This window comes from Hyphomicrobiales bacterium (assembly GCA_017642935.1).
Classification (GTDB): domain Bacteria; phylum Pseudomonadota; class Alphaproteobacteria; order Rhizobiales; family MH13; genus MH13.
In genome coordinates this window covers 1,655,610-1,668,344 of record JAEPOK010000001.1, presented here as the reverse complement: position 1 = coordinate 1,668,344, position 12,735 = coordinate 1,655,610, and the positions used below count along the sequence as shown (strand labels likewise).

Sequence of the window (12,735 nt, the reverse complement as noted above, 5' to 3'; positions counted from 1 at the left end):
CCGCACGGTAACTTCATGTCCATGCCTGGGGACTCACAATATTTGAACAAGTCGGCCATCGTGCTCGACGATAATCCGCAGATGCGCGGCATTTTGCGTTCAATTTTGAACGCCATGGGCCTGCGTTCTGTCGCCGAATTTTCCGACGCCATACCCGCGCGCAACTATCTGCAAGGCCATCATGTAGATGTGGCGGTGCTCGACCTGGTGCTTGGCAGCGATATGGATGGTCTGGAACTTGCGGGCGCCATTCGCCACGACCCGATGATCGTTAATCCAACCATGCCGATCATTTTGGTGACAGGCTATGCCAACGTCGCGGTGATCGATCTTGCTATCAATGTGGGCGTCGATGAACTGGTGACCAAGCCCTTGCGCGCCCGCGACCTGATCGCGCGTGTGGAAAAAGCGATCCTGCGGCCACGGTCCTACATTCGCACGCCATCCGGCTATTTTGGCCCCGACCGCCGCCGTCGTGCGGACCCGATGTATGACGGGCCGGAAAGGCGCCACGTCGATCTGGCGGACGTCATTGGATCGCAGGCCGAGGCCCGCAAAGCGATCAAGCTCTTGCGCCCCGATCCGATCATCGAGCAGCGCTCGATCGACGATGCTGTTGTTGAGTTAGACTAAGTCGAAGCGCTCCGTCCGGCAGTGGCCAGAGCAAACGCAAACACCTCGCCAATCTCATCCAACCGGTCAAAGCGGCCAGCTGCGCCGCCATGACCAGCGTCCATGTTGGTTTTCAGCAGGATCGGCGCTTCAGAGGTACTGAGCTCGCGCAACCGTGCCACCCATTTCGCCGGCTCCCAATAGGTGACGCGCGGATCGGTCAGCCCGGCCAAAGCGAAAATCGCCGGGTAGGATTGAGCGGCCACTCCGTCATAGGGCGAATAATCTTTGATCCGATGGAAGGCTGCCTCGTCCTCGATGGGGTTACCCCATTCCGGCCATTCCGGCGGGGTGAGCGGCAGCGTATCATCGAGCATCGTGTTGAGTACATCGACGAACGGCACCTGCGCGATGATGCCAGCGAACTTCTCTGGCGCTATGTTGACCACAGCGCCCATTAGCATGCCGCCCGCCGAACCGCCCTGCGCGATGATCTTGGCGTCATTGGCAATGCCAGCGCTGACCAGATGGTCGCGCGCCGCGATGAAATCGGTGAACGTGTTCACCTTGTGCTCGGCTTTGCCCTGTTTGTACCAGGCAAAACCTTTGTCCTTGCCACCGCGAATGTGGGCGATGGCGTAGACGAAGCCGCGATCGACCAGCGAAAGCGCATTGGTGGAAAAGCTGGCTGGGATCGAAATGCCGTAAGAGCCGTAGCCGTAAAGCAGGCAGGGGGCAGAGCTATCGTCGGCATGGTTGGCGCGCGAGAGGACGGTGATCGGAACCTCGGCCCCATCCTCAGCGGTGGCGAAAAGCCGCCGCACGCGATAATCGGCCGGGTCATGGCCAGAAGGCACTTCTTGCACCTTGCGCACGGCCTGCTCGCCGGTTTTGAGGTTCACATCGACCGTGCTTTGCGGCGTGGTCGGTGAGGAATAGGAAAAACGTAGCGTGTCGGTGGCGAACTCGAAATTCGTTCCGATCCCCAGCGCATAGGCCTCCTCATCGAAGGCCACGGCTTCGGTCTTTCCGTCGGCGCTGCGGTAGCATAGCCGCGGCAATCCGTCGGCGCGTTCCAGCCAGATGAGCCAGTCGGCGAGCGCCAGATGGCCAAGAATCAGACGACCTGGGGCATGCGCCACAAGATCGTTCCATTGGTTTTTGCCAGGCGATGATACGGGCGCGTCGACAATTTTGAAGTCTTCGGCGCCGTTGGCATTGGTCAGGATCACCAGCCGGTCACCCTGGTGCTCGACCGAGTATTCGTGGCCGATTTCGCGTTCTGCAACGCAGGTCAATGCGGCGTCATCGGCTTCCAGATCGAGCAGCCAGACCTCGCTTGTCTGGTGATCGTGGCAGTCGACAACGAGAAACCGGCCTGATTGCGTGCGCCCGATGCCAACGAAAAATCCTGGATCGGTCTCTTCATAGATCAGTGCATCGTTCGATGGATCATCTCCGATCCGGTGGCGAAACACTTTCGATGGCCGGTGATTGTCATCAAGGCGAGTGTAGAAAACCGATTGCCCGTCGGCAGACCAAACCCCGCCGCTGCTGGTTTCTTCGATCGTGTCGGGAAGGTCCTCACCGATCGCCAGATCCCGGATGCGCAGCGTGTACTTTTCTGAGCCCTTGTCGTCTGCCGACCAGGCCATTTTGGTGTGGTCATCGCTATGGGACGCGCCGCCAAACTTGAAATAGGCCTTGCCCTCAGCCAAAGCGTCGCCATCCAGCAGAACCGCTTCCTCGCCACCTTCGCGTGACGTGCGCACGAACAGCGGATGTTGCCCGCCGTCACGATACCGCGTGCCATAGGCGTAGACGCCATCAGGTGCGGGCACCGAGGCATCGTCCTCTTTGATCCGCCCTCGCATTTCCTTGACCAACGTCGCTTTCAGGTCCTGCAAGGACGAGAGCGCGGCCTCGGCATACGCGTTTTCAGCTTCCAAATGGGCGCGAATATCAGCGGCCAGCGTCTCCGGCTTACGCATGACCTCTTGCCAATTGTCGGCGCGCAGCCACGCATAAGGGTCGGACAACGTAACGCCGTGAACAACGCGGATCGTCTCGCGCTTGGTAGCAACCGGCGCGGTAAGATCAGGGGTAGAAAAAGGCAAGGTTCGCGGCCCTAGCTCTCGGACTCTTCGGGTTCGAAATGCAGCGCTACGCCGTTCATGCAGTAGCGCAGACCCGTCGGCTGAGGCCCGTCGGTGAACACGTGACCCAAATGCGCGTCGCAGCGCGAGCAACGGTTTTCCACCCGGCGCATAAAGAACGAACGGTCCTCATGGTCTTCAACCGCGCCTTCACCAATGGGTTGGAAGAAGCTTGGCCAACCCGTGCCTGAATCGAATTTCGTCTCCGACGAAAACAGCGGTTGGCCACAGCAAATGCAGCTGAACACACCCTCACGCTTTTCCTCGTTGTAAGGATGGCTGAACGCCCGTTCGGTCCCGTGCTTGCGCGCTACCTTGAAGGCTTCCGGCGTTAACCGCTCTTTCCATTCGGCCTCCGACAGGCTCTTCGGATCGACGTCTGCGGGCAAGGGATCGTAGGTCTTGGACATGGGGTCCTCATGGCGAATGGGAAAGCAAAGTGAGCAGCGAACATAAGCGCTTACCGGCGAACAACAAGCGGTCAAAGCGGCAGCTCATCATCAGAAATAGCCGCCCAGCGGAGGCGAAAGCCTGTGAACCAATCCAATGGGTTACTTGTGGCAAGGCGTTAACTTGTGCATTTCAGGCACAGGTGCGGCGCTATGTCGTCCTTTTTGAACCGAAAACCATTGACCGGGGGCGCAGGGCGTATAGGTAAACTTCCGAAGGAGAGCCTCCTTCGCCTGCCCGATTCGCGTGCAGTTCGTCCCGCCATTGTTGTCACTAAGATAGGCCCGTACGCTCCGTGATCGGACCCGACAGCCCTGCAGGTTTTTACCTCGCGCTTGCCGCGCCGTTCATCGCCGCCGCCATTGCCCCCTTCGCCCACAAATGGCTTGGGCATAAGGCTGCCTGGCTGCTGGCCCTCGCGCCGGCCTACATCGTCTTTCATTTTCTAGGCTATATGGTGCCGACCGAAACGGCCGATGGCGTATTGCCTTCGGTGGCCGAGGGTGGGCGCTATCTGTTCACCTTACCTTGGGTACCGTCGCTCGGCATCGGTGCTGATTTTTACGTTGATGGCCTGGCGCACACCTTTGCGCTGCTCATTTCCGGCATTGGGTTTTTCATCGTCCTCTATGCCGGTGGCTATCTGAAAGGCCATGAGCATCTCGGGCGGTTCTTCTCTTTCATTCTGCTCTTCATGGGCTCGATGCTTGGCGTGGTGCTCGCCGACGATGTCATCACCCTGTTCGTCTATTGGGAGCTGACATCGATCACATCGTTCCTGCTGATCGGTTTCAATCACAAAGCTGAGCGCTCCCGCCGCGCTGCCATTCAAGCGCTGGTCGTCACCGGTGGCGGTGGCCTTGCCCTGCTTGCCGGCTTGCTGCTGATGGCGTCCTACACGGGCACCTTCTCGCTGTCGGAAATGGCGACGATGGCGCCGGCGATTAAAGGCAGTGTGCTTTACGTGCCGATCCTGCTGCTGGTGCTTGGCGGCGCCTTCACAAAGTCGGCGCAGTTCCCTTTCCATTTCTGGTTGCCCAACGCGATGGAAGCGCCGACGCCTGTTTCGGCCTATCTGCACTCGGCCACCATGGTGAAGGCAGGCGTCTATCTGTTGATGCGGCTTAACCCGACGCTAGGCGACACCGTTCTTTGGTCGACGATCCTGCCCATCTTCGGCTGCGTAACGCTCTTGGTCGGCGCGATCCTGGCGCTACGCCAGACCGATCTAAAGCTGATGCTCGCCTATACGACGGTGGCCTCGCTCGGACTTTTGGTGGCTCTGACAGGTACATCCGACGAAGCGATCATCAAAGGCGCAGCCCTTTATCTCGTCGCCCACGCACTCTTCAAAGCCGCGCTCTTCATGGTCGCCGGCACCATCGATCACGAGGCTGGTACGCGCGATCTCACCAAGCTCGGCGGTCTGCGCTCTGCGATGCCGATTACGGCGGCTGCTGCCTTGCTAGCGGCGCTGTCTATGGGCGGTTTGCCGCCGTTCATCGGGTTCCTTGCCAAGGAATACATGTACAAAGGCGCGGCCTATCCCGATCTGCAATCGATCCTGCTGACGACGTCGCTGGTCCTCGGCAACGCCATGATGTTTGCCGCTGGCTTCGCGGTTGCGCTGCGCCCCTTCTATGGGCAGAAGAAAGAAACGCCGAAAAACGCCCATGAAGGCCCGCTGATGCTGTGGGCCGGTCCAGTGACGCTGGCGACGCTCAGCCTGATCGGCGGCCTGTTGGCCGCCACGACCGGCAACATCGTTATCCAGCCGCTGCTGTCGGCGATCCTTGGCGAAGATGTTTCGGTAAGCCTGCACCTTTGGGAAGGCTTCAACATCGCTGTGGTCCTTTCGCTGGTGACCATCGCCATTGGCACGACGCTTTACCTCTTCCTCGATCGCGTCCGCGCCATGATCGCCGGCGTCTTGGATTTCATCGGTTGGGGTCCTGATAAAGGCTTCGATCAGGCCATCGCTGGCCTGGTTTCGATCTGCTATGCCATCACGCGGCGCATCCAGTTTGGCCGTATGGAAGGCTATATGACGATCACCTTTGCGCTGGTCGCAGTCGCCTTGATTGTCCCGCTCACCGTTTTCGGCGAGTGGCCAACATTGACCGAACTGCCTGACCTCAGCGACGTCGCGTTCTATGAGCTTGCCGTCGTTATCATTGCGCTCATCGGCATCGCTGCCGTGCTGACAGCGTCCAATCGCCTAACTGCCATTGTCTCTCTCGGCATCCAGGGCTTTGCGGTCGCGCTGATCTTCATGCTCTTCGGCGCGCCCGATCTTTCCTTCACCCAGTTTATGGTGGAGACACTGTCGGTTGTGATCCTCGCCCTGGTTCTGACCAGGCTCGCGCTCTTTAAGCGCGACCATCGCTCGTTCTGGCAGTCGATGATGGATGGCGTGATCGCGATTGCCTGCGGCATCGGCTTGACCGGCCTTCTGCTTTCGGTGCTCTCGCACCCGTTCGACACCCGCCTGGCCGAGTTCTTCACGGAGCATTCCTATCCGATTGCACAGGGCCGCAACATCGTGAACGTCATCATCGTGGACTATCGCGGCCTTGATACGCTCGGTGAAATCGGCGTCGTGCTCATTGCGGGTCTGGCGATCCTTGCCCTGGTTCGGTTGAAGCCGAAAACCAAGAAACCGGTCACCACTGATCCAGCCGCTGAGCAACCTGTTCGGGAGGCCGCCGAATGAACACCGTGATCTTCCGGGCCCTGGCGCCTTACCTGACCACGTTGATGGTTATCTTTTCCGTTTTCATCTTGCTGCGCGGCCACAACGAGCCGGGCGGTGGCTTTATCGGCGGGCTCATTGCAGCGTCAGCGTTAGCGATTTACGGCATCTCGAATGGTGTGCCAGCGGTTCGTCGCGCGATCTGGGCGCACCCGATGCATATCGCCGCCTTCGGTCTTTTTCTATCCGGCGTGTCGGGCCTGCCATCGATGATGGTCAATGCGCCTTTCCTCACTGGGCTTTGGACATCACCAGTGATCTTCGGCGTTGAACTGAAGCTGTCCACGATCCTGATCTTCGACATTGGGGTCTATTTGGTGGTCCTTGGGACGATCGGCGGCATTGCGCTCGCCCTTGAAGAGCGGACGGACAACTGACCATGGAGTTTGTGCTTTCCGTCCTTATAGGCGTCTACTTCGCGGCATCGGTCTATCTGATGCTCTCGCGCCATGTGATCCGCCTTCTGCTCGGCGCGGCCTTGCTGTCGAACGCGGTCAACTTGTTGATCTTCACCGCCGGTCGTTTGACTCATGAAGTGCCGGCGTTCATCCCGCTCGGCCTCACGGCTCCGCCGACCGTTACCGCCAATCCATTGCCGCAGGCGCTTGTTCTGACGGCGATCGTGATCGCCTTTTCGATTTTTGCCTTCCTTCTGGTGCTCGCCATGCGGGCCTACCAGGAGCTGGGCACCGACGATACCGACCATATGCGTGTGGCTGAGCCGGTCGATGCGCCGCGCCCACCGCAGGGATACTGAGGACTGAACACGCATGGCCGGTGAAACCGACTCTTCCTCTTATGTCGATCTGAGCGTCGCCTATGTCGACGCAACGGTGACGGCTGCCGACTATCTCGTCGTGCTGCCGGTCGCAGGACCGCTCATCATGTCGGCTTTGGCGCTGATGATGCGTCGCCAGCCACACCTTCAGCCTTGGATCGCCGGCATCACGCTTGGTGTTGTTTTCATTGGCAATCTGGCGTTGACCGCGCGCGTTCTGGACACCGGGCCAGTCTTCATGGCCATGGGCCGGTGGCTGCCGCCCTTTGGCATTTCGTTCAACGCCGATGCGCTCAGCGTCATCATGGTGCTGACATCTTCGTTGGTCGCGCTGGTCAGCGTCCTTTATTCAGCCAAAAGCGTGGATGGCGACGGGCGACGCTATGGCTTCTACCCGTTCCTTTTGATGCTCACGTCCGGTGTTTCCGGTGCTTTTCTGACCGCTGACCTTTTCAACCTTTATGTGTGGTTTGAGGTACTGCTGATTTCGTCTTTCGGCCTCATCGTGCTTGGCAATTCGCATGCTCAGCTCGACGGCGCTGTGAAATATGCTTTCTTAAACCTGGTCGCCACCACGCTGTTCCTCATCGGCGTTGGCTATACCTATGGCCTGTTCGGCACGCTCAATATGGCCGATCTAACGCTGCGCATCGCCGAGAGCCAAGCTGGCGGAAGTGGCATGCCGCTGGCGACGATCGGCGCCTTGTTCATCTTCGCGTTTGCGATGAAAGCTGCAGCCTTTCCACTGAATTTCTGGCTGCCGGCAAGTTATCACACGCCGAATATTGTCACATCGGCGGTCTTCGCGGCGCTGCTCACCAAGGTTGGTGTCTACGCCCTGCTGCGTGTTGCCGGCATGCTGTATCCCGGCACCTTCGATACGTTCCAGGAGGTTCTGGTTTGGATCGCCGCGCTAACGTCGCTGCTTGGCGCAGCCGGTGCGCTGGCGAGTACCGACATCCGTAAGGTGCTCGGCTTTTTGGTCCTTTCAGGCATTGGCGCGATGTTTGTCGGCATCGCGGTGGCAACGCCGGATGGCTTGCGCGGCGCGATCCTTTATGCCGTCCACTCCATACTCGTCATGGCCGCGCTTTATCTGGCTGCCGGTGTCATCGGGCGCATGAACGGGTCCTTCGATCTGCGTTCGGTCGGCGGGCTTTATCGGGTTAGCCCTTTCTTTGCTGCCCTCTTCCTCATTCTTGTGTTTGCCATATCAGGCCTGCCGCCTTTTTCCGGCTTCTGGCCGAAGGTCATATTAGTGCGCGCGTCCATGGATGCAGGCGAAGGTTGGCTGACGGCAGCCTATCTAGTGTCCAGCTTCATCGCGATGATCGCCATCGGCCGGGTTTGGCTGTTCGCTTTCTGGCGCAACGATTTGGACGGCGCAGCCGTTCCCGTCACCGGTCTTTCCCTTGATGAAGCGCGCGCTTATCTGACGCCGATAGCGATCCTGGTTGTGGTGATTGTCGGCATCGGCATCATCGCCAATCCAGCCGTTCACCTTGCCAGCCTGGCGGCGGTTGGGCTTGTCGATCCGAGCGCCTATATCACGGCAGTATCGCCGGTCGTGCCATGATGATCAGAAACACCAACGCAGTGCAGGGAGCCCAAACATGACCGGTATGTTCCTCGTCAACGTGCTGTTGGCGGTTGCTTGGGTCTTCGTCACCGGCGGCTTTTCTTTCCTCAACGGGCTGTTCGGGTTCGTCCTCGGGCTTGGCGCCCTGTCTCTCATCCGCGAACAGATCGGAACGATCGGTTATGTGCGTCGCGTGCGTCGCATCTCATCGCTTGCCGTCCTGTTCCTGTACGAGCTGACAATGTCAGCGATCCGTGTCTTCAAGCTGGTGCTGACGCCGGACCTGTCCAAGCTGGAGCCGGGTTTCATTGCTTACCCACTAACCGTTGATCGCGATTTTGAGATCAGCTTGCTTGCCAATTTGATTACGCTGACACCGGGCACGTTGTCGGTCGATGTCTCCGACAACCGCCGTACGCTCTACATTCATGCGATCCATGTCCCGGACCCTGAGGCACTGAAGGAAGACATAGCCACCGGCTTTGAACGGAAGATCATGGAGGCGTTTCGATGACGACTCAGGATTTTCTGTATGCTTGCACGCTCATTGCTTTGGGCGTTCTGGTCATTGCTTTTCTGGTCATCGCTGCGCGCATCATCATCGGGCCGACGCTGCCCGACCGGGTCCTTGGGCTCGACATGCTGGTTGCGACCGGTATCGGGTTCATCGCCGTCGTTGCGGTGAAAACTGGTTACTTCCTGTTTCTTGATATCGCCATTGCGCTTGGTCTTGTCGGCTTCTTGGCGACCGTCGCTTTTGCGCGTTTCGTTTTGAAACGCGACCGCCCACCGGAAGCTGATCCGGACGTTATCGATACAGTGCATCGCGCCCATCCGCCGCGCAGCACACCAGTTAAGCCCAAGCAAACCGTGCGCGCGCGCGCCGGAGGCAGCCCATCATGAGTGGCATCATCGATATCTTGACTGGGCTGATCATCATTGTCGGCGCAGTTTTCACGCTGGTTGCTGCGCTTGGCATCTTGCGTTTTCCTGACCTTTACAGTCGCAGCCACGCCGCTTCGAAGGCCGGAACTTTGGGCTCAGGGCTTTTGCTGGCCGCCTTGGCGCTCCACTCGGGCGAACTAGGTGTTGTCACGCGTGCCTTCGCCGCATTCCTGTTCTTGCTATTGACCGCCCCGATCGCAGCCCATTTGCTTGCACGTGCTGCCTATTATGTTGGCCATAAGCCCTGGGAAGGCACCCGTATTGACGATCTGGCCGGTAAATACAAAGATGATGGACGTACATTGCGGTGCGATAGCCACGATTGACCTTCGCACTTTTAGCGAATGCCTTTGTTGTTTGCGTTTCATTAGGTAAATTTGTTTCAACAGTTTGAATAGCAGTCAGACCATACTTATCTTTGCCTTTGGCGATTGCTGAGGCTAATAAGAAATTGTTTCGATGTCTGAGAATCAGCCTCAAAACGCATTTTTAGACCCCTTGGTCACAAATTTGCCTGCCCCGCGCCGTTGGATAATCGAACAGGCGCGTGCACGCGTGAAAGGAATAATGATGAGCGAAGAAACAGCTGAAGCTGTCGACACCTCCGGTGCACTTGTGGACCTGACAGCGGACATCGTGTCGGCTTATGTCAGCCACAATGTCATCCCGGCAGCTGACTTGCCCAATTTGATCAACGACGTGCATGGCGCACTCGGCACTCTCGTCGGCTTGCCTGCCGAGCCGCCGAAGGAAGAGCAGAAGCCTGCCGTTCCGCCGAAGAAGTCGATCACACCGGATTATCTGATCTGCTTGGAAGATGGAAAGCGCTTCAAGTCTCTCAAGCGTCACCTCAAAACCCATTACGATCTGTCGCCTGAGCAGTATCGTGAAAAATGGGGCCTGCCGTCGGACTACCCGATGGTCGCACCGAATTATGCTGAAGCGCGCTCGCGTCTTGCCAAGGAAATGGGCCTTGGACAGCGTCGCGCCAAAGCAAGCTAACGCGATACCACTAAACTTGGGGTTTCGCTGGTAAGCGGGCATCCAGGTCTTGAGTTAGCGGGCAGATAGCTGCCGCATCAAAAACGCCGCGGGAAAGCACGCGGCGTTTTTCTTGTTGGAACGAGGCCATAAACTTATCCCCGCCGAACTTCTGATGGATAACTTAGGAATTAATACCTAAGATGCCTAAGAGGAGGTTCACGTGACGAATAGGGTCGCTCAGTTTACATCCACTCGCCCGGTGGCGATTGCCAATCTACCAAGTTCCCCAAGAAATGGTGGCCAGTCCGCAGTGTCGGATAAGCAACGTTTGCGCGAAAGAGGCGTTGTTCAAGCCCGTGTACGACAGGTCGAAGCCTGCGTTGCCAGCGTGTTTGGCGTTCCCCACGAATCGCTGCGTGCCTCGACACGTGGCAAAGCCGATGTCGCGCGGGCCAGGCAGGTGGCCATGTACCTCTGCCACACCGTTCTCGGCTTTTCCCTCACCACAGTTGGCGACTTGTTTGAGCGCGACCGGACCACGGTTGGCCATGCCTGCCGCCTGGTGGAGGATTTGCGCGACCGCTCGGTGTTCGATGACCAGATTGCCTATTTGGAACGCGCCGTCCTGGCTGGCTGCCTGACCCTAGTTGTCCGCGCTGAACGGCCTTCGGCGGCTCTTTCGGGTGGGCATGCCTATGCCTAAATCAGAACTTAGAGACCCTGCCGGCGCAGCGCCGAACTTGGCAACTGAACTTCGCCGCCTGCTTAAGCGCGTTCAGAACGGTAAAGCCATAGCGTCGCGCCAAGCCAGAGCGCTGAAAGCCGAGGGCCTAATAGGCGAGACCACCAGGGGTTTGAGCCTGACGGCCAAAGGCAGCGCGTTGCTCGATGCCCCTCAACTGGTGACCAGTGGCGACGGACCCGTCCAGTTGCCCGATGCGATGGACCGGCTCGCCAACCCCCGCAAGGGCGAGACCGCATTAATAGAGACCTGTGATTTGGCCGCCGCGCGAAAATTCCAAAGCGATCTCCAACGCGCTGGCTTGCGTCAACGGATCACCCAAAACTGGTCGCTCGCCTCGCTCAGCCATGGCGGCGCGAAATCCTCGGCAAGCTCGGCGCGCCACGAACCGATCTCCATGCTTGACGCGCGCGACCGGGTGAACCGGGCCTGCGCATCTATCGGTCCGGAGTTCTCAGGCCTTTTGATCGATGTCTGCTTGTTTGAGAAATCGCTGACCGGGGTTGAGCACGAACGCCATTGGCCGGCTCGGTCGGCCAAGCTTGCCATTGCGCTCGGCCTGCGCGCGCTCGCCCGCCACTATGGTTTGACTCGCACAGCAGAAGGTGTGGCGCGCTGAGTCACCGCTAAAGAATGAAAAATCAAGCGGCCTTCGCGGCGCTCGCTTCGTGGTGGATGCGCTCGATCATCGAGCGTAGGCCGTTGGAGCGCTGCGGCGACAAATGTTCGTCCAGGCCAAGAACCGATAGCCGCTCAAGGGCATCAATCTCCAGCGCTTCGCCGGGCGAGTGGCCATTGTAAAGCGCGAGCACGATGGCCACCAAACCGCGAACTATGTGCGCATCGCTGTCGCCGCGAAAGTGCAGGTTGCCTGCCTCGCCGACTGGATCACGCACCAGCCACACCTGGCTGGCACAGCCGAGAACCTTGGAGGCCTCATTGCGCTCTTCATCCTGTAAGGGCTCGAGCGTACGGCCAAGCTCGATCACATACCGATAGCGATCTTCCCAGTCATTCAGGAACTCGAAATTGTCGCGAATTTCGGAAAAATCAGCCATGGGCCTGTCATCCACATTTGGAGCCACTCCGACCGAGGTCGTGATCGCCTCCATGCAGATAGCTCTCCAGGGACCGCTCGGCAAGCCGATCAAACGCCCGATTGTTCAAACAGGCTGACCAAACCTCAAAGCGGCGGCGCGTCGCTGGCCGGGATGCGATTGTCCGCAGCCATGATCAGCGCCGCGACATCATCGCGATCAACTGAGCTTGGTGGCACTGGCGTGTCATCATCCAGGCCCACCTGGATCGTTGGCCCGCCATTTCCGTCGGCAAGCCAGCCTTGGACGACACCGGCAGAGTACACCGCCTTCTGGCGCAAGACATCGACGGTCGCCGAGCCAGTGGCGCAAGCGCCGGGGTTGCGATCACAAAAGCCGCGCATATCGCTGACGACCGTTTGCATGGCCGACAAGGTTTCCAACGCGCCTGGTCCACCGGCGATGCCGGCTTCTTCGCGGTCGATAGGCAGCACCAGCAAAATCAAGGTGAGCCAAAAAGCTGTTCGTATCAAAAACATGGTGGAGCGTCCGTCCCGTTGAAGCTCGATTGCCGCGAAACTACCAGCCAGCCGTGAAATGCCGGTGCAAACTAGAGCCAGTCTTTGAGGCAAAGTTGAGCCAATTGCGAGTGAGCCGCGAAACCAAGAGTTAACCATGGTCCTTGGAAAGCGGTCGTCTG

Annotated in this window: 15 protein-coding genes; 11 read left to right on the top strand and 4 right to left on the bottom strand. The window is 58.8% G+C overall.

Translation table 11 applies throughout. The features are described 5' to 3' along the window. Positions 1 to 15 precede the first annotated feature (15 nt). Positions 16 to 633, top strand: coding sequence for a response regulator (locus JJ917_07910; protein ID MBO6698737.1), 618 nt, complete (start codon positions 16 to 18; stop codon positions 631 to 633). Here the strand turns inward: JJ917_07910 and JJ917_07905 are convergent. Then, on the bottom strand, positions 630 to 2,729 hold the full coding sequence (locus JJ917_07905) for a S9 family peptidase (GenBank protein ID MBO6698736.1): 2,100 nt from the start codon (positions 2,727 to 2,729) through the stop codon (positions 630 to 632). The genes JJ917_07910 and JJ917_07905 overlap by 4 nt on opposite strands. An 11-nt stretch (positions 2,730 to 2,740) precedes the next feature. Next, positions 2,741 to 3,178: a peptide-methionine (R)-S-oxide reductase MsrB gene (gene msrB / locus JJ917_07900; GenBank protein MBO6698735.1), complete on the bottom strand. Its 438-nt coding sequence runs from the start codon at positions 3,176 to 3,178 to the stop codon at positions 2,741 to 2,743. Positions 3,179 to 3,516: 338 nt separating this feature from the next. Between msrB and JJ917_07895 the strand changes: the two genes are divergently transcribed. From JJ917_07895 to JJ917_07850, 10 genes are all read left to right on the top strand, one after another. After that, positions 3,517 to 5,931 carry a putative monovalent cation/H+ antiporter subunit A gene (locus JJ917_07895; GenBank protein ID MBO6698734.1) on the top strand — a complete coding sequence of 805 codons (2,415 nt, stop codon included), beginning with the start codon at positions 3,517 to 3,519 and terminating at the stop codon, positions 5,929 to 5,931. Next, positions 5,928 to 6,347, top strand: coding sequence for a Na(+)/H(+) antiporter subunit B (locus tag JJ917_07890; protein MBO6698733.1), 420 nt, complete (start codon positions 5,928 to 5,930; stop codon positions 6,345 to 6,347). The genes JJ917_07895 and JJ917_07890 overlap by 4 nt, the downstream gene beginning before the upstream one ends. Before the next feature lie 2 nt (positions 6,348 to 6,349). Continuing rightward, positions 6,350 to 6,727, top strand: coding sequence for a Na+/H+ antiporter subunit C (locus JJ917_07885; protein MBO6698732.1), 378 nt, complete (start codon positions 6,350 to 6,352; stop codon positions 6,725 to 6,727). Positions 6,728 to 6,740: 13 nt separating this feature from the next. Further along, positions 6,741 to 8,324, top strand: coding sequence for a Na+/H+ antiporter subunit D (locus JJ917_07880; protein ID MBO6698731.1), 1,584 nt, complete (start codon positions 6,741 to 6,743; stop codon positions 8,322 to 8,324). A gap of 37 nt (positions 8,325 to 8,361) precedes the next feature. Beyond that, positions 8,362 to 8,841, top strand: a complete 480-nt coding sequence (locus JJ917_07875; GenBank protein MBO6698730.1) for a Na+/H+ antiporter subunit E — start codon at positions 8,362 to 8,364, stop codon at positions 8,839 to 8,841. Continuing rightward, positions 8,838 to 9,230, top strand: coding sequence for a cation:proton antiporter (locus tag JJ917_07870; GenBank protein ID MBO6698729.1), 393 nt, complete (start codon positions 8,838 to 8,840; stop codon positions 9,228 to 9,230). Before JJ917_07875 ends, JJ917_07870 begins: the two co-directional genes overlap by 4 nt. Next, positions 9,227 to 9,598, top strand: a complete 372-nt coding sequence (locus tag JJ917_07865; protein MBO6698728.1) for a monovalent cation/H(+) antiporter subunit G — start codon at positions 9,227 to 9,229, stop codon at positions 9,596 to 9,598. The genes JJ917_07870 and JJ917_07865 overlap by 4 nt, the downstream gene beginning before the upstream one ends. A 244-nt stretch (positions 9,599 to 9,842) precedes the next feature. After that, positions 9,843 to 10,274 carry a MucR family transcriptional regulator gene (locus tag JJ917_07860; GenBank protein MBO6698727.1) on the top strand — a complete coding sequence of 144 codons (432 nt, stop codon included), beginning with the start codon at positions 9,843 to 9,845 and terminating at the stop codon, positions 10,272 to 10,274. Positions 10,275 to 10,566: 292 nt separating this feature from the next. Next, positions 10,567 to 10,959 (top strand): chromosomal replication initiator DnaA, encoded by a 393-nt coding sequence (locus JJ917_07855; protein ID MBO6698726.1) that lies wholly within the window; start codon positions 10,567 to 10,569, stop codon positions 10,957 to 10,959. Positions 10,960 to 10,996: 37 nt separating this feature from the next. Further along, positions 10,997 to 11,617, top strand: coding sequence for a hypothetical protein (locus tag JJ917_07850; GenBank protein MBO6698725.1), 621 nt, complete (start codon positions 10,997 to 10,999; stop codon positions 11,615 to 11,617). Positions 11,618 to 11,639: 22 nt separating this feature from the next. Here JJ917_07850 and JJ917_07845 read toward each other — a convergent pair whose 3' ends face one another. Both JJ917_07845 and JJ917_07840 read right to left on the bottom strand, forming a co-directional pair. Next, a complete protein-coding gene (locus tag JJ917_07845; GenBank protein MBO6698724.1) occupies positions 11,640 to 12,056 on the bottom strand; it encodes a SufE family protein in 417 nt (138 codons plus the stop codon). Positions 12,057 to 12,181: 125 nt separating this feature from the next. Then, positions 12,182 to 12,574: a DUF5330 domain-containing protein gene (locus JJ917_07840; protein ID MBO6698723.1), complete on the bottom strand. Its 393-nt coding sequence runs from the start codon at positions 12,572 to 12,574 to the stop codon at positions 12,182 to 12,184. Between the last annotated feature and the right edge of the window lie 161 nt (positions 12,575 to 12,735).